Origin of the sequence: Deferribacter abyssi (genome assembly GCF_049472655.1) — a bacterium.
Classification (GTDB): domain Bacteria; phylum Chrysiogenota; class Deferribacteres; order Deferribacterales; family Deferribacteraceae; genus Deferribacter; species Deferribacter abyssi.
This window is the reverse complement of record NZ_JAQNCS010000027.1, coordinates 1-16,607: the sequence shown is the minus strand read 5'-3', so window position 1 is coordinate 16,607 and position 16,607 is coordinate 1. Positions and strand designations below refer to the sequence as shown.

The window sequence follows — 16,607 nt, the reverse complement described above, 5'->3', positions numbered from 1 at the left end:
TTTTTCATGACATCCTCCCAATATTATTAGTATCTAACGCAATATTTTACCAAAGGTTTTAATTCGTTATCTAAACGTTCTATATTACCTGTTACTTCAGGTTCACACAAAACAAAGAATCCATGTTTTTCGAGGATGGAAGCCACTTCGTTTGAAAGTAAGTATTTTACAAACTTTACAGCTAAATTTCTTTTTTGAGTCGTTTGTGGAATTGTCACACTATAAAAAATGCATGTTGCCGGAATTTCTTTTATGCCAAGTTCATAAGTTTGGTCTTTTATTCTTACTTTTTTATAAAAACTGCCATATCTAGAGGAAAATAGATTGATTTCTTTCGGAAGTTTCAAATAATTGAAGTTATATTCATTGGCATACGTTTTATATGAGATAATATAATCCACTTTTTTATATAAAAGATCTTTTACGATATCTAGATCGCTTTTTCTTTCAAAGGTTGCTTTATTTATAACATGTTGATAGAAATCTTTTTTATTATAAAAAAGTTCAGCAAGTTTTAAAACCATTAAACTTCTATAACCACATGGCTCATCTGTTGCTGCAGAGAGTCCGAACTTTACGTTTGGTTTTAAGACAATTTCATACCAATTGTTCTTGTTAATTTTATTTGCAAATTTACTATCTGTTCGATAACCTAAAACCATTTCGTTTTTTGCGAACTTGATATTCCAGTCGGCAAAGCCTTTTTTCATAAGTACATTATCGATTATTGAGTAATCAGCACTTACAATTACATCAATTATTTTACCATAATCATGAATAAGCTTTGCTGCTTTGCCACTGCAATTGCTTTCATAATTGATTTTTATCCTATGCTTATCATAAAAATCTTTAGCAATAATGGAAAAGCTTTTTTCAAGACTTTTTGGTATTAAAACTTTAAGATATTGTTGGGCATATGCTGATATTGAAAATACGAACAATAATCCTACTAAGATTAATAATTTTTTCATAACTCACCCCACAGATTTTTTATTTGGGAGGTGGGTTTACCACCTCCCTAAGATTTTACTCTTCGCTTAAATTTAGAATTTTTTCTGCAAAAAGATAAAGAAAGATACATAGAGATATTGCACCAATCACAATAGAAATTTCAGCAAAAGAAGGAGTGTAATGTACAAGACCATCTAAACCTGCACCTTGTACTCTTGCACCTGGGACAGGTTCTCTCATTGGTACCATTTGACCAGCAATTACGAGATCATAACGCATAAAGAAAATACCGATAACTGCTGAAATTGCTGCTACTAATGATGCTTTTAAATTATTACCTTTTGTAATAATGATTATTAAGAATGGTATAACCATTCCAAGCAAAACTTCAAAAAACCAAAAATTGATTGATAAATCACCGGTTAAGAGTACCTTTACAGTTTCATATTTTTCAGGTGGAGCGCCATAAACAGATGTTAATACTTTCCATATATCGAAAAAGATGATTATACCAAGTAATAAACCAAAAATCTTAGAAAGTCCTTTAAGTGCTTCTTTTGCTTTTTCAGGTAATCTGCTTGGGCCACCGTAAGCGACATTCATAATAATAAGAATTAAAGCTGTTCCTGAAATGAGTGCTGAAAGAATAAAATATATTGGTAGGTATGGTCCATGCCAAAATGGTCTTGCTTCAAGAAATCCAAAAACGGCACCAAGGTTTGAATGGGCAGAGATACCTGCAATAAAACCAGCTAGACCAGCAATTTGAGCTCCTGAATGATTGTGAGTCATAAGAAAGTAGAACTCAATTGCAATACAAACAAGGTATATTCCATAAAGTGTACCCATCCACCATATTGCAGATTTAAAATTTGGAGAGATAATGTTGTAAATCATCATTCTAAATGGATGTCCCAGTTCTAACCCTATTACACCAAAACCGCATAAAAGAGTAAATATAGCTAGAATAATTGCTCTTTTACCAATTACCTCATATTTTTCAATTCCAAAAACGTGACCCATTGAAGATATCAAGCATAATCCTGTACTTGAAACAACAAAGAATACGTAGGTTGATATCAAAATTCCCCAAGGAACAGTTTTTGTGACACCATAAGCAGCATCACCTAAAGTAATTTTTTTGAAAACACCATATAAACCGATTAAGGCTATTAATAAAAATAATCCTAGCCATACCTTTGATATTCTTTTGTTACCATTAAAAATGTCACTTTTATTTATTGTAGTTGCATGAGCACTCATGATAACCCCCTATCTTTTAATATAAATAAGCTTAGGTTTTGTTCCTTTTTCAGGTTTTAAAACCTCTGTATCATGCATCTTAACAAGCTTGGAAACTTCACTATCAGGATCATTTAAATCTCCAAATACTCTTACTTTTGGAGGACAAGTTTCAACACATGCTGGAATTCTACCTTCAGCTATTCTGTGATAGCAAAAAGTACATTTGTCAATAGCCTCAATTTCTTCATTTACATATCTTGCATCATAAGGACATGCGGTCATACAATATTTACATAAAATACACTTGTCATGATCTACAAGCACTACACCATCTTCTGTTTGATATGAAGCTCTAGTCGGACATACATGAACACAAGGGGGGTTTTCACATTGCTGACATTGAGATGGTCTAAACATCCTTTTTATCATAGGGAATTTTGTATCTTTAGTTCTTTCAGCAACCCAGTTTCTATAGTAATACATGCCTAAAGGTACATGGTTTTCCATTTTACATGCAACAGTGCAAGCTTTACAATCAATACATTTGCTATCGTCAAAAACTATAGCCCATTTTTTCTTACTCATCTCACACCCCTAAATTAAATTTTCTCTATAGTTACAAAAGTTTCATGCATAGCTGCATTTCCTGAAATAGATTCCATATAATCTACAATAATTTCTGCGTCGGATGCACCTACACGATAAATGTTTGACAACCCTTTTGAAAGCCTACCAAAACCGTGAACATAGAAAACCACATCTGGTCTTATGTATTCTGTTGGTAAGGCCTTAACAATTTGTTCTCCAACAGGACTTTTTACTTTAACTTTATCTCCAGCTTTAATGCCCATTTTAGCAGCTACTTTTGTATTTATCCAAATAGCATTTTCTTTGTCTCCGTATGCTTCAAGTAACCATGGATTGTTTTGTGTTGAAGCGTGTGTAAATTGACCATGTCTACCTACAACAAATCTGAACTGACCTGGTTTTGGGTCTTTATGTCTTGTGTAAACAGGTAATGGATTTAGACCTTTTTCTTCATATTTTACATTATAAAGTTCTATTTTACCTGTTCTAGTTTTAAATCTAAACCCTTCTTTCAGAGTTTTGCCATACTTTGGTTTATCGGTTAGATAGAAGACCCCTTCTTTTAGTAGTTTTTCAAAAGCACCAGGATATTTGGAAACCTGATATTTTGCATAATCTTTTATTGGAGTTTTAGTTAATCTTTTTAAACAGCTTTCTTTAAACATTTCAAGATCTTCTTCTGATGTATCTTCCCAAAAATCTTTTCTTTCCATAAACCTGTGAGCAAGATTACACATTATTTCAAACATAGATTTTGTATCAAACAAAGGCTCAATTACTGGTTGTCTCATTACAGCAATAGGTACCACACCGTTTAATGAGTGTACGGGATCCCATCTTTCTAGATAGGTTGATTCAGGCAATACTACATCTGAATACCAAGCTGTATCGCTCATTGCAACGTCGATAGTGCATATAAATTCCATTTGTTCTAGCATTTTTAAGGTTTTTTTTCTGTTTGGCACTGATTCAACCGGATTTTGTTTGTATACAAATAATCCTTTAACAGGATACGGCACTCCTTTGAGGATGGCTTCTCTAAAAAGTATCCAGCTACCATCTTTTTCAGATAAATATTGACAAGAGTCTGTTGGAAGTCCTGCGTCTGTTTTATCTTCTTCAGGTAAAACATCGCCAAGAAAAGGTACTTTACCAGCATCTATTCTATCTCTGGTCCAATCGAATATTGGGAACTCTATTTCATATTTTCTCAAAGGTATTTTTGATTTTGGAATTAAACCACCAGGTTTATCCCATGCACCACATATAGCATTTAAGATTGCACAAGCTCTTCTATAATATACATCGTTTGCATAAAACGAACTTCTCCTACCAGGGTACCATACAGACTTAGGTGCATGTTTAGCAAATTCTCTAGCTAGCCAGTAAATTTCACTGGCAGGAATTTCTGTTTCTTTTTCAGCCCATTCAGGAGTATATTGTTTTACATGATCGACAAGTTTATCAAAACCATAAGTATATTTTTCAACAAATTCTTTATCATAAAGATTTTCTTTAATAATTACGTGAATCATTGCCAACACTAAAGCCAAGTCAGTACCTGGTTTTATAGGATACCACTTATCTGCTAATGCAGTTGTTTTAGTAGCTCGTGGGTCAATATATATTAAAGTTTGTTTTCTATGATTTTTTGCCATATCTATTGTGTCGGGGGTAACGATGGATTCAGCTCTGTTTGAGCCTGCAATTATAACAAACTCTGCATTGAGAATGTCTGCATCTGGATATGTACCAAAAACGGAAGAATAACCTTGAATATTGGATGCAAGGCAAAGAGTGGGGTGTCTTACAGTATTTGTAGTACCTATGATATTTGCGAGATCTATAAAATATTCTTCTTGAAATCCTTCTGTTGATGCAAATGCTATTGTTGATCTGTTTTTGTATTTTCTGACTAGTTTAACAACATTGTCTACAATATAGTCGTATGCTTCTTCCCAGCTGACTTCTTTCCACTTACCTTCACCCCTTTTACCAACTCTAATAAGTGGTTTTTTTAGTCTATCTGGATCGTATGGAACTTTTGCACCAGCATTACCTCTTGCACATATCATTGAGCGAGATTTGAAGTATTTTGGATTAGGATTAATTTTTCTAATTACACCATTATCAACTTCAGCTATGAAGCCACACTTGTTTACACAAATGGCACATGTGGAAGGGACAAACTTTCTACTATACTTAGAATTACCCTTTTCCTCTGATGCTCCAACCTTTTTCAGTACACCAAAATTAGACATTACAAAGGTTGAAGCTAGTGCCCCACTCGTGAGCCCAAGGAACTTTCTCCTTGAAACTTTTGTTTTCAATAAAGACATGGTTATGACCTCCTTCGTGGATTTTGATAAATCCGAATATAACTATATTGTAATAATGTCAATACTAAATTTACTTATTTATTAATAAGTTATGAGTATACGATAAATATATATTTGGAATATGCTAATAATGTAAAACTATGTCATATTATGATCGCACGCTAATAATTCGATTATTGAAAGAATAAAGTATTAGATTTTTGAATTTACTCTTAATGGGCACTGACAATAAGTACCACACCGTTGTCTTTTGATAACTTCACTTTTGCCACAGTTTGGACAAACAATATTATTATCTTCTATGCCATCTGCCAAAACCCATTCATATCCACATTCAATGCACTTTACTTCTCTTGGTATAAACTCAATATGTTTGTCATAGACTATTTTTATTTTTTTACCGTTTATTAAGGCGTCTGTTACTATTTTTCGTGCCTGCTCAACTATTCGACCAAAAGTCTGTCTTGATACGTGCATTATTTCAGCAGCTTTTTCTTGAGAATACCCCTCTAGGTCAGACAGTCTCATCGCTTCTAATTGATCAACGGTTAAATCTATGGAACTTATATGTTCGTAAAAATTGCAATATGGACCAAACTCAAAAAAACGCGGTCTATGTTTAACTTTTCTCTTTTTAGGTGGTCTAGCCATATTAATCCTCAATCTTTTATATATACAAATTAAGTAATAATGTCAAATAGATTATAACATCGTTTTATAATAAGCATATGCCCATAAAATTATATATAATTAGTATTGATTTTTACTATAAATACACTGTTTATGTATTTAGCATACGCTAACAAATGTAAAAAATTATGTTTGCTTTACACTTTAGTAAAGTGTAAAAAGCTTAATTTCCTGGATTGTAATCAAATTCTTATCTAAACTATAAAAAGTTAAACTTTATTGGCTTAATCTAAAAAAATAAAATTTTATTTTGTTAATATTCATAATTTCTTTAAAACTTCTTCTATATCTTTTGCCGAATATCCATCGGAAAAACAACCTAATCCTGCATCGGGGCTGAATTGTTCCACATATTTTATTAAAACATCTAAAAGTTTTTTATCTTTAACCTGTTCAATTTTTAAGATTTTGTTCAATAAATAATCTGGTAAATCAGATTTTGCGTTTTGCAATTTAGCCAGATATTTTAATTTACTGATTTGTTCCTTCATTTTAATTTACTCCTTTTTATAAAGATGCAAAAATACAGGATATTCTTTATTGATTTTATCAACTTTTTTCTTAATTATATATGGTGTATTCTTTTTAAGGAATTTAAATCCTGATTTTGTTGTTAGTTGTATGAGCATATCTTGATTGATTCCGTTATGAGCTGTTTCCCCGTCATCGTGGTAGGTTCCATCCTCTTCATCCAAGTCTGCAATGGCTAAATAGCCATTTAACTTTAACATTTTAGAAAATCTTCTTATTACACCTTTTAAGTCTTTGATATGATGAAGTGTCATTAATGTGATTATCATATCATATTCCTTTGTAGGTATATTATCATTGAAAATATCCATTAATTTTAGATTTATGTTTACTAAATGCAATTTTTTAATCTTATCTTCTAAGATCATTAACATATTTTTAGATGAGTCAATCATGTCAATTTTTCTAACATCATTAATGAAATTAAGTCCAAGCAAACCTGACCCACATCCAAAATCTGCTATTTTCCATTCTTTTTGTATTGGAGCCATTATTTTAATAGCATTAGCGATAGTTTTTGCTCTTTCAATATGCATAGGTTTGCAATCGTAGATAAATGCTATTTCGTCAAATTTATTAATACTCATAATTTAGATCCAACAATTACAACAAAACTTCCTTCACCATAACCAGTTTTAGGTTCTTGAATTTTTCCTCTAAAGTTATCAAAGCTGCCGTAAAGAGTTTGCCAAACTTTTATATGGCTAAATCCAGCAGTTTTCATCATATCTAACAGTTCATTTGTACTAAAGAATATTGCCTCTTTATAAAACTTGCTTTGATTTTTAATTTTTTGATAATACATTCCAATGGTAGAATTCTTATCCACAAAGCCTATTGCACATTTTCCATTTCTTTTTAAGATTCTAAACATTTCTTTAATAGATAAAAGAGGATCTGTTACGAAGCAAATTGTTGTAATCATTACTACCCAGTTCATAACTTCAGTTCTTATTGGTAAATATTCTGCAACCCCTTCTATAATTGCAATTTTATTTTTTATTTTGCAGTGCATTTCCCTTGTTGGCTCAAGACCAAATTTTATCCCAAGTGGTATTGCAAATTTACCTGTTCCAACACCTATTTCAATTGATTTTCCATAAATACCCAACTTTTTAAAAATATTTAATTCAGATAAAAACATGTTTTTATTTTCTAAAAACCACTCATCATATTCTTTAGAAAATCTTTTAAAAGCAATATTTCTGATTTCCATGGGGTAAATTTAGGACATTTTTTAATTTTAAGCAATAGCTAATATCATCAATATAGTAGCTAATTAGTTAAACATTTTAGAATTATAAAAGAATTGTCTTGAATGTAAAAATAGCATTGTTTATATAAACATTAACAACTCTTTTGGAAATGGTTTAATGTTTGTTTTTTAAAATGGGGTAATTTCAGTTTTAAAATACTTGACATTTTTCTAAAAAGAATATAAGCAATTGAGCACTTGCCGGGGTGGTGGAACTGGTAGACACGCAGGACTAAGGATCCTGTGGGCGTAACAGCCTGTGCGGGTTCGAGTCCCGCCTCCGGCATTCCTTTATGTTCTATCAGCTTACGCTAAAATCCAGGAAATCCTTAATATAAGTGGTTTTCAGAGCATTTTCTGTCTGTGTTTGTCCAACAGCTGAAGCCAGTAAAAAAGTGGGTAACAGATTGGGTAACGTTTTTAAATTCATCAAATGTTACCCAAAAAGTTAGCAAACTGAATTGACATAAATTCCATAAAAATTTTTCTAATATCCTTTCTTTTTTCAAATAATTTTGATAAATTATAATTATCCATGGGGTATACCTCCTAGCTATTTTTATCCTCAATTTAAAGTAGATTACAGGAGGTATACCTCTTTCTCAATCTTACACAAAATTATTATACACTACCATGAGTTTTTCAGTAGGAATTAATTATTAGTTAGATATTCAATTTCTTCCATTAACAATACTGCAAGTTTAGGTAATTTTTCTTTTAATTTATCCGATAAAGTTATACCGGTTTCTATATTTTCAGGTATAATACCAAAGAGCTTTATAATTTTTGGCAATTTTTCTCTTATTTCACTTAATAGTAGCACTTCTTGTAATCCAATCTGATGAGGAGACATTTTTGTAGGTATCCTATCAAAAATGATATCGTTCTTTTCATATACCTTAATATCTCCAGGTTTTCCTTTGACACTAACAACATCTACGATAAAAAGATAGTCAGCTTCTTCGATAATGTGCATTGCCATTATACCAAGAGTACCTGCATCAAAAAGCTTAATATTATCAGGTAAAGCATAATTTTTTTCTAAATATCTTACAAAATGAACTCCAAATCCTTCATCTGATAACAAAATATTACCTGCACCAAAAATAACAATATTGTCCAAAAACACCTCCAAATAATATACACATTAAATTTCTTGAAAAGTATAAAGAGGGGAAAGAACCCCTCTTTTTTGTTTTGTTAAGTATTCTTTATTGTTCTTAGTAGCTTGCAATATTAAAACTTTTATATTTCATAAGAAACTAAAGAACTTTTACTTTAACAATTTCATTTCCTTTTGGATCTATTGTATGTACTGCACAAGCTATACAGGGATCAAAAGAATGTACTGTTCTTAATATTTCCAAAGGTTTTTCGGGTTCAATAACAGGATTTCCTAACAAAGAAGCTTCATATGGTCCCATGATTCCTTTTTCATCGCGAGGAGACGCATTCCATGTAGAAGGAACTACAGCCTGATAATTTTTGATTTTTTTGTCTTTAATAACAATCCAATGTGAAAGTGTTCCACGAGGTGCCTCATGAAAACCTACCCCTTTAAATTCACCGTCAGGTATTTCTGTATGGTTAGCATACTCTATATCCCCTTTTGCAATGTTTTCCATCAACATATCTAAAAATTTTAATGAAATATGTGCCATTATCCTTGCTCTTATTCCTCTTGCTACAAGTCTTCCCATAGTAGATTGTAAATCATAGATTTTCAAGCCAATCCTTTGTAAACTTTCATCGATAAAACGTTTTATTTCACTATTATCTGACGCATAAATAGCAAACAGTTGAGCTACAGGCCCCACCTGAATTGCTTTTCCGTCAAATCGAGGAGCCTTTGACCATGAATATTTACCGTTTTCTTGAAAACCTGTGTAATGAGGTTTAGTTTCACCTTCCCAAGGATGAAGTTTATTTTTGCCCTCATACCATGAATGTGCTATTGATTCAGTTATAGAGTCTATTAAATATTTTTCCTTATAAGTATTAAATATCTTGTAAGGTTTTGTTTGTCCATCGAAAAACACGCCTCCAGCTAGCTCAAATTTCTCATTTTTCACATCAATTGGAAATTCTGGTACAGCTAAGTAGTTATCGACACCTTTTCCATAATTAAACCAGTCTTTATAAGAGTTTGCTAAAATTACTAAATCAGGATAATAAACTTTTTCAACAAACTCTGCTGATTCCTGCATTAATTTTCTTAAATAGCTTAATCTTTCCATATTGATTGTAGCAAGATTATCCATATTGATTGCTGTTGCAACTCCTCCAACGCATAAATTTTGAATATGAGGATTTTTTCCTCCAAGAATAGCTATTGCTTGAGCAGCCTTTCTCTGATAATCTAAAGCTCTTAAATAATGGGTTATGAGTATAAGATTGAGTTCTGGAGTCAATCTCATAGCTTGATGCCCCCAATAACCTGAGCCAAAAATTCCTAATCTCCCACTTTTTACAAAACCTTTTAATTTTTCTTTAACATTTTCAAATTCTTTAACACTATTACCAGACCAATCGGAAAAGCTCTGAGCAATGGATGCAGCTTTTTTGGGATCCCCCTTTAAAGCAGATAGTATGTCAATCCAATCAAAAGCCGATAAATGATAAAAATGAACAATATGATCTTGAACTGAATGCTGTGCAATTATGAGGTTTCTTATATATTGTGCATTTAGTGGAACTTCAATATGTAAAGCATTTTCAACTGCCCTAATAGAAGCAATTGCATGAACTGTTGTACATACTCCACAGAATCTTTGAGCAAATGCCCAAGCATCTTTGGGATTTTTATCTCTTAATATTACTTCTATCCCTCTCCACATTTGTGCAGATGCCCAAGCATTACTTACTTTGCCGTTATTTACTTCAACATCAATTCTTAAATGACCTTCAATCCTTGTAATTGGGTCTATCGTTATCTTCTTTGCCATCCAAACCTCCTTGGTATTACCTTGCTTTTTTCAAATGTCTTTTCTGTTAAAATTTCATCAGGTTTATGACCAGTTGGTAGGACTGGAAACAATTTTATAAAAATCAAATATAATAAAATTTCTAATGCCACTATCCCCAATGTTATCATAAATTCTGGTAATGAAGGAAAATATTTCCAGCCTGGGCCAGGATTAAAACCAATAATATAAACATTCATTCTGTATACTCCTCCACCAAATAATATCAGGCATGCTGTTATAAATAACCACCTAGGGGATCTCTTTACTTTCTCATTTAATAACATTATAGAACCAACTACTATCGACAATAATTCAATTAAAAACATTATTGAGTAAAAATCTCCTTTAATAACAGCTAACATTTGTTTTCTATAATATAAATCTCCAATTCTTATTGAGACCCAAATTGCTGTTAACCAAGGTATTATGCCAGCTAGCCCAGATAATTCTTTTACCTCATAAGGTCTATTGAATGCATATGAGGACACAATCGATTCAAATATAACAATAGCAAAACCAATATATACACAATTAATAAGAAAAAGTAGAGGAAGAAATCCGGTATGCCAAAGAGGATGTAGCTTATGTACAGCTATTGTCATCATTGAGCCTAAAGATGATTGGTGCATAGAAGGAAGTGTAATTCCCAAGACTATAAAAAATATAAGCACATTATTTAATTTTGGGTATAACCAATCAGCATATTTTGCTAGTAACTTATTTTGTTCTTTTAATCTCTCTAAGATTACAGGTAAAAATTCAACAAATAACACCAATGTATATATCATTACGCAAAGAGCGACTTCAAACATCACTGAATTAAACTGCCATCTTGCGGGGATAAAAAAGTTATAGATATTCCAATATCTTCCGAGATCAATAACGACTGAAAAACCTGCTAGTCCATATCCAAATAAACTTGTAAGAATGGCAGATCTGATCAACGGATGATATTTCCATTTATTCATTATATAAATCAATATTGCCATGGCATATCCTCCACACGCCAGAGCTGTACCTGTAGCTACATCATAGGCAATCCAAATACCCCATGGATACCCATCACTTAAATTTGTTACTGCTCCAATACCTTTTATATAGCGCATAACAATAAACATAAAACCTATTATAACCAAGACCAGCAAGAACAAAAATGGCTTCGTCAATATTTTCCCTTTTACCACTGTATATTCATTTTTATGAGCCATTACTTTTCCTCCTTATCATCATGCTGTTCATTTTTTCTCCTATTTCTGAGAGCAATTAGACAAAGTGTCGCATATAAAGCGATTGGAGCAATAAATCCCTTATAAACTGTATGTTGAATTTTTTCGGTAAAAGCTGCTGGTGACTTATTATCTAGTTTTGGAAAACCTAGTTTTTCAAAAGGTACAGAAGCTAAATAGATAACGTTTGTTCCACCAGCTTCAAGTTCTCCATAAATGTGATTAATGTATTTATCAGGATTTTCTTTGAGACGTCTTTTTGCTTCATTTAAAAGATTTTTTCTTCTACCAAAAACAACTGCATTAACTGGACAAACTTCTGTACAAGCTGGTTCTCCTTTCTTTTCTAGGTTTGTAAATTTACACATATCACATTTGACTATTTTTGGGAACGCTTTTTCCCATTCAAACTTTGGAATATTAAAAGGACAAGCCACTTGGCAGTAACGACAACCAATACAAATGTTTTCATTGTAATGAACTATACCAGTTTCGTCTTGTCTCATTGCTCCAACGGGGCAAGCTGAGACACATGATGGTTTTGCACAATGCATGCACTGATGTTTTATATATGACCAAATATTATTGTTTTCTTTATATAACTTTATAATAGTTCTCGTTTTACTGTCTAAATCTACAGGGGCATCCCACTTACCATCTGGATCAAAATCAGCTTTTTTTGCAGGTAAGCCATTCACCCTTTTGCAAGCTGCAACACATGCTTTACATCCTACACAAGCTGTAGCATCATAAAACATTGCGTATGCTTCATCTTTCACATAACTTTCTTCACTAGCTTCTGCAGTAGCTACACCTGAAACACAAGCACTGGCCATAAAACTAAAGGATGATTTTAGAAATTCTCTCCTAGTTTTCCTTTTCACAATCATCCTCCTTAGGTAGCTTTTTAGCCAACACAGCACCTGCTCCAAGAGCTGCACCTGCTACTGTTCCTACAACAGCCGCAGTTATAGTATCTGCCCCCTTACCTCGTTCAATTGGTTTGGTTGTTGGATATGTATCAGGAGGTGTTGGATTGTGTATCTGAACTTTTTCGTCAATTGATTTTTTAAAGAGAATAGAATGTTCCGTACATCCAATGCATGGATGACCAACAGAAACTGGCCAAACACCTACATCGTTAAACCTAAGAACAGAACAGTTCGCAAAAGTAGATGGCCCTTTGCATCCTAATTTATATAAACAATACCCATTCTTGTGTCCTTCATCGCCATATTTTTCAGCAAATCTACCTGCATCAAAATGTGGTCTTCTTTCACAATGTTCATGAATTTTTCTACCATAGGCAAACAATGGTCTATTTGATTTATCAAGTTTTGGAAACTTGTTGAAAGTTAAATAATATAGGATTACCGATAAAAAATTGTAAGGATTTGGAGGACAACCAGGTATGTTAATGATAGATTTATCTTTTATAATATCCCAGACACCTACTGCACCAGTGGGATTAGGTTCAACAGCTTGAATTCCTCCATATGATGCACAGGTTCCTATAGAAATGATTCCCACAGCATTTTTTGCCATTTCATCTAATAATTCTAAAGCTGTTTTTCCTCCTATCTGGCAATAAACTCCATTTTCTTTTGTGGGAATTGCTCCCTCAATAACTAGAATATAACTATCTTTATATTCTGTGACTGCGTTTTGCAAAGATTTTTCAGCTTGTGTACCTGAGCCTGCCATTAAAGTTTCATGATACTCTAATGATACTAGATCGAGAATGAACTCTGATAGACCAGGATGATTAGAACGAAGCAAAGATTCTGAACAACCTGTGCACTCTTGAAAGTGTAACCAAACAACCGGTGGCTTCACTACTTTTTCTGCAGCTTCTGCAACTTTTGTATACATTCCGTAAGGAAGACCCATTAAAGCTGTTGTTTTGATACATATTTTAATAAAATCACGTCTGCTGATATTAACTCTTTGCATATTACCTCCATGAGATGTTTATGAAAATAAATAAATTTAATAAAAAAAAGTTATTAGCAATAAAATTTGTAGAAAACAAGATTTTTTATAAGAAAAAGTAATGATAGTTATTTGATTTATTTATAATATTTGGTTTTATTTTATGTGTATATATAGCAATCAAAATATATGTGCTTAGGTGCTTATATATGTACAAGTTATTTGACTATCAATTTCTAAATAATGATAATAATAATACCATGTTATCAGTAATAGGCTGTAAATTTATAGGATATTTTACAACTTTTTTACGCTTTGCCGTTAAATTACCAAAAAATTCACAATTTTTGCATATTAGATATATTTGAATTTTTAATTGCAGTTATTAGGTTGTTTTATGTTTATAAAGAAAGGCTATAGGTATTTTCAATACATAAAATTACAAATGATTATTAAGACAAGTTTTATAAAATATAACATTATTTTATGAATTATAACAAACTAATAATGCAGTAAAAACGAAAATATTATACAATAAGATTGATTTACCTATCTCAAATATATCGATTTAGTTCATACTAAAATGTAAGAATTAATTATTTTTCACAGGTGATAAATTATAGATTTCCTTTATCAAGTATGCGATACTGAATAGCCTCTAAAATGTGTTTAGATGAAAGATTTTTTGATTCTTCTAAATCAGCAATTGTTCTAGCTACTTTTAAAATCTTTGAATAGGCTCTTGCCGATAACCCCAATTTTGTCACAGCTTGTTCCATCAATTTTAAGCTTGATTCATCAAGTTCACAATACTTTCTAATAAGTTTTTCATTCATCTGAGAATTATATAATATTCCTTCTTCTTTAAACCTATCCATCTGAATCTTTCTTGCTCTTTCTACTCGTATTCTAATCTTTTCAGATGATTCTCCTGGTTGTAGCTTAGTTAAGTCTTTTATATCGATTGAAGATACTTGCAATTGAATATCAATTCTATCCATCAATGGCCCAGATAATTTAGCTCTATATCTTTGAATTTGAGCTTGTGTACATACACATTCTCTTTTATTATCTCCTAAATATCCGCAAGGACAAGGATTGCACGCTGCAACAAACATAAAACTTGCAGGATAGGTAACTGTCCTGTTAGCTCTGCTCACTGTGACAACTCTATCTTCTAACGGCTGTCTCAATACTTCTAATACACTTTTTTTGAATTCCAGTAGTTCATCGCAAAAAAGTATACCGTTGTGGATGGAAGTTACTGTTTGATACTTAGGAGAACAAATACTCATCTTTTATATATGTATTTAATAACATTTGTATTTTTTATGTAACGTTTTCTTTTTTTTCTCTAATTCAAATCACGCTATCTATATCACCTTTCACTAATATTGACAAGAATAACATCCCATATTTTTCCTTTGAAAATTAGCCTTCATCAAGTAGTGAGTCGTCATATAGCACTTTATTGGAGTTTTTATCTAAAATTAAGAGTTTTGCGGATTCTAATATTGCGTTATTACATTTAAAATTATATACTATATACCAACATTTAGATTCATCAATATCGCAATAAAGGTTACGGTTTTTAGGGATTCCTTCACCCCATTCATAAATAACAAGTTCTGGTAATTTTACTTTTTTTAACACTATTTCTTTTACTTCATCAATTTGCTTGTTTTTCACTTTTTTTCCAATTACTCCTTTTTCCATAATAAATTCTTTTCACAGTTGTATCCGACACTTCTATGTTAAATTCTTTTTTTAGAATATCCCGTATCTTTACAAAAGACAACCCTTTTTCATCTCTTAATTGTTTTATGTAATTTTCATATTGTTTTGCTTTTTGTGTTTCTTTATGTGGTTTCTTAGCCTTTGCTGCTTTACTTTGTAATCCTTTTTCAATCCTGTCTATTACCGCTTGTTTTCTTTTTTCGTATCTATAAGGTCTAACTCCTATCAATTTATCTGGACGCCAATATTTTGAAAAATTATTTTAGCTCTTTTGCTATATCTTTCTGAAATGTTATTGCAACATAAAGGTTGCGTACTGTTAATTCCAAATTTTTCTTTATATTCTGATATAGTTATGTCATGTTTTGACTCAACATGTCCATGTAAGGTTTTTAACCATCTACCACAGATAGCACATTGAACTTTATTTTCTCTCACAAGCTCCCAGGGCTTATCAGTATTAGGTGGAATACAATGTTTTTCTAAGTTAAATCGGTTTATTAAATGTTTTATAGATTTTAGTGTTACATTTACGTCTGGAAATTCTTTTGTAAATGTTTCGTATATTTCTTCGTCTGTCATAGTCTTGATACATTCTGCTATAAAATCAATATGTTCGTCAGAGTATTTTGGAAAAGAATATTTTGAGTTTTTATAATACTTTGATTTATTCATTGGCTTTAAGCTCTTTAAATAAATTATCTTTTGTAACCGTCATAACCCATCTGTCATGTATATGTCTATACTTTTTAGGAGTAGGTTGTGTTACTATGTAACATACTTTAGCATCTTTTTGTTTTATCAAAATTGCTAAAATAAATTCGTTATCTTTCAATTCAAACCAGTGGGACTTTTTTTGGTTGTCTTTTTCCATAAATCCAACTGCTGGAATATAAACTTTCGCTGGATTAAATCTACTCCAATATCCTTTTCTGATACTTTCAATCTTTGCCCAACCTGTAATTGGCAAATCAACTTTTAATTCTTCTTTTTCTTTTTCGTTCCTCAATCCCCATAAAGCCACACCCTTATTGCCTGTTTCATTGAGATAGTATATTTTAGCATAAGGACGAGGAAAAAACACTTTGAGTTCTGTTTTGTTTACACTTTCACGAAAGATGAGTCCTGCGCACATTTTTATTCTTTT

18 protein-coding genes and 1 tRNA gene are annotated in these 16,607 nt (G+C 31.8%); 1 reads left to right on the top strand and 18 read right to left on the bottom strand.

The annotated features are described in order from the left end of the window. Positions 1–26: 26 nt before the first annotated feature. The 8 genes from OWK30_RS11170 to OWK30_RS11135 form a co-directional block, all read right to left on the bottom strand. Entirely contained in the window at positions 27–971 is a 945-nt protein-coding gene (locus OWK30_RS11170) for a substrate-binding domain-containing protein (protein ID WP_423326518.1), read from the bottom strand. Between the two features lie 55 nt (positions 972–1,026). After that, positions 1,027–2,214 (bottom strand): NrfD/PsrC family molybdoenzyme membrane anchor subunit, encoded by a 1,188-nt coding sequence (gene nrfD / locus OWK30_RS11165; RefSeq protein ID WP_423326516.1) that lies wholly within the window; start codon positions 2,212–2,214, stop codon positions 1,027–1,029. 9 nt (positions 2,215–2,223) lie between these two features. Further along, positions 2,224–2,781, bottom strand: coding sequence for a 4Fe-4S dicluster domain-containing protein (locus OWK30_RS11160; RefSeq protein WP_423326514.1), 558 nt, complete (start codon positions 2,779–2,781; stop codon positions 2,224–2,226). A 14-nt stretch (positions 2,782–2,795) separates the two neighbouring features. After that, entirely contained in the window at positions 2,796–5,123 is a 2,328-nt protein-coding gene (locus OWK30_RS11155; RefSeq protein WP_423326512.1) for a molybdopterin-containing oxidoreductase family protein, read from the bottom strand. 192 nt (positions 5,124–5,315) lie between these two features. After that, positions 5,316–5,774, bottom strand: a complete 459-nt coding sequence (locus OWK30_RS11150) for a DUF134 domain-containing protein (protein ID WP_423326510.1) — start codon at positions 5,772–5,774, stop codon at positions 5,316–5,318. A 299-nt stretch (positions 5,775–6,073) separates the two neighbouring features. Next, positions 6,074–6,304, bottom strand: coding sequence for a GSU3529 family protein (locus tag OWK30_RS11145; RefSeq protein WP_423326508.1), 231 nt, complete (start codon positions 6,302–6,304; stop codon positions 6,074–6,076). A 6-nt stretch (positions 6,305–6,310) separates the two neighbouring features. Further along, on the bottom strand, positions 6,311–6,931 hold the full coding sequence (locus OWK30_RS11140) for a class I SAM-dependent DNA methyltransferase (RefSeq protein ID WP_423326506.1): 621 nt from the start codon (positions 6,929–6,931) through the stop codon (positions 6,311–6,313). Next, complete coding sequence (locus tag OWK30_RS11135) at positions 6,928–7,560, bottom strand: class I SAM-dependent methyltransferase (protein ID WP_423326504.1); 633 nt, start codon at positions 7,558–7,560, stop codon at positions 6,928–6,930. Before OWK30_RS11135 ends, OWK30_RS11140 begins: the two co-directional genes overlap by 4 nt. 239 nt (positions 7,561–7,799) lie before the next feature. Here OWK30_RS11135 and OWK30_RS11130 point away from each other — a divergent pair. Beyond that, positions 7,800–7,885, top strand: a tRNA-Leu gene (locus OWK30_RS11130). A gap of 366 nt (positions 7,886–8,251) precedes the next feature. Here the strand turns inward: OWK30_RS11130 and OWK30_RS11125 are convergent. The 10 genes from OWK30_RS11125 to OWK30_RS11080 form a co-directional block, all read right to left on the bottom strand. Next, entirely contained in the window at positions 8,252–8,722 is a 471-nt protein-coding gene (locus OWK30_RS11125) for a HyaD/HybD family hydrogenase maturation endopeptidase (protein ID WP_423326502.1), read from the bottom strand. 139 nt (positions 8,723–8,861) lie between these two features. Continuing rightward, positions 8,862–10,544 (bottom strand): nickel-dependent hydrogenase large subunit, encoded by a 1,683-nt coding sequence (locus OWK30_RS11120; RefSeq protein ID WP_423326500.1) that lies wholly within the window; start codon positions 10,542–10,544, stop codon positions 8,862–8,864. Continuing rightward, positions 10,529–11,773 (bottom strand): Ni/Fe-hydrogenase cytochrome b subunit, encoded by a 1,245-nt coding sequence (gene hybB / locus OWK30_RS11115; protein WP_423326498.1) that lies wholly within the window; start codon positions 11,771–11,773, stop codon positions 10,529–10,531. Before hybB ends, OWK30_RS11120 begins: the two co-directional genes overlap by 16 nt. Then, positions 11,773–12,681: a hydrogenase 2 operon protein HybA gene (hybA, locus tag OWK30_RS11110; RefSeq protein WP_423326496.1), complete on the bottom strand. Its 909-nt coding sequence runs from the start codon at positions 12,679–12,681 to the stop codon at positions 11,773–11,775. Before hybA ends, hybB begins: the two co-directional genes overlap by 1 nt. Continuing rightward, complete coding sequence (locus OWK30_RS11105) at positions 12,659–13,744, bottom strand: hydrogenase small subunit (protein WP_423326494.1); 1,086 nt, start codon at positions 13,742–13,744, stop codon at positions 12,659–12,661. Before OWK30_RS11105 ends, hybA begins: the two co-directional genes overlap by 23 nt. Before the next feature lie 596 nt (positions 13,745–14,340). Next, complete coding sequence (locus tag OWK30_RS11100) at positions 14,341–15,018, bottom strand: ATP-binding protein (protein WP_423326493.1); 678 nt, start codon at positions 15,016–15,018, stop codon at positions 14,341–14,343. A 136-nt stretch (positions 15,019–15,154) separates the two neighbouring features. Then, the gene (locus OWK30_RS11095; RefSeq protein ID WP_423326491.1) at positions 15,155–15,412 is read right to left on the bottom strand and encodes a hypothetical protein; all 258 of its coding nucleotides are present in this window, start codon (positions 15,410–15,412) and stop codon (positions 15,155–15,157) included. Then, complete coding sequence (locus OWK30_RS11090; protein WP_423326489.1) at positions 15,393–15,689, bottom strand: hypothetical protein; 297 nt, start codon at positions 15,687–15,689, stop codon at positions 15,393–15,395. Before OWK30_RS11090 ends, OWK30_RS11095 begins: the two co-directional genes overlap by 20 nt. After that, entirely contained in the window at positions 15,686–16,135 is a 450-nt protein-coding gene (locus OWK30_RS11085) for a MucR family transcriptional regulator (RefSeq protein ID WP_423326487.1), read from the bottom strand. The genes OWK30_RS11090 and OWK30_RS11085 overlap by 4 nt, the downstream gene beginning before the upstream one ends. Next, positions 16,128–16,607, bottom strand: a 480-nt coding sequence (locus tag OWK30_RS11080) for an SOS response-associated peptidase family protein (RefSeq protein ID WP_423326485.1), incomplete at its 5' end; no start/stop codon positions are given. The genes OWK30_RS11085 and OWK30_RS11080, both read right to left, overlap by 8 nt.

What these genes read in the sequence shown, in the direction of transcription:
- OWK30_RS11120 (WP_423326500.1), bottom strand. Translation starts at nt 10,544, where the DNA reads ATGGCAAAGAAGATAACGATAGACCCAATTACAAGGATTGAAGGTCAT.
- OWK30_RS11085 (WP_423326487.1), bottom strand. Translation starts at nt 16,135, where the DNA reads ATGAATAAATCAAAGTATTATAAAAACTCAAAATATTCTTTTCCAAAA.
- hybA (WP_423326496.1), bottom strand. Translation starts at nt 12,681, where the DNA reads ATGATTGTGAAAAGGAAAACTAGGAGAGAATTTCTAAAATCATCCTTT.
- OWK30_RS11170 (WP_423326518.1), bottom strand. Translation starts at nt 971, where the DNA reads ATGAAAAAATTATTAATCTTAGTAGGATTATTGTTCGTATTTTCAATA.
- OWK30_RS11150 (WP_423326510.1), bottom strand. Translation starts at nt 5,774, where the DNA reads ATGGCTAGACCACCTAAAAAGAGAAAAGTTAAACATAGACCGCGTTTT.
- OWK30_RS11145 (WP_423326508.1), bottom strand. Translation starts at nt 6,304, where the DNA reads ATGAAGGAACAAATCAGTAAATTAAAATATCTGGCTAAATTGCAAAAC.
- OWK30_RS11105 (WP_423326494.1), bottom strand. Translation starts at nt 13,744, where the DNA reads ATGCAAAGAGTTAATATCAGCAGACGTGATTTTATTAAAATATGTATC.
- OWK30_RS11135 (WP_423326504.1), bottom strand. Translation starts at nt 7,560, where the DNA reads ATGGAAATCAGAAATATTGCTTTTAAAAGATTTTCTAAAGAATATGAT.
- OWK30_RS11100 (WP_423326493.1), bottom strand. Translation starts at nt 15,018, where the DNA reads ATGAGTATTTGTTCTCCTAAGTATCAAACAGTAACTTCCATCCACAAC.
- OWK30_RS11140 (WP_423326506.1), bottom strand. Translation starts at nt 6,931, where the DNA reads ATGAGTATTAATAAATTTGACGAAATAGCATTTATCTACGATTGCAAA.
- OWK30_RS11160 (WP_423326514.1), bottom strand. Translation starts at nt 2,781, where the DNA reads ATGAGTAAGAAAAAATGGGCTATAGTTTTTGACGATAGCAAATGTATT.
- OWK30_RS11155 (WP_423326512.1), bottom strand. Translation starts at nt 5,123, where the DNA reads ATGTCTTTATTGAAAACAAAAGTTTCAAGGAGAAAGTTCCTTGGGCTC.
- hybB (WP_423326498.1), bottom strand. Translation starts at nt 11,773, where the DNA reads ATGGCTCATAAAAATGAATATACAGTGGTAAAAGGGAAAATATTGACG.
- nrfD (WP_423326516.1), bottom strand. Translation starts at nt 2,214, where the DNA reads ATGAGTGCTCATGCAACTACAATAAATAAAAGTGACATTTTTAATGGT.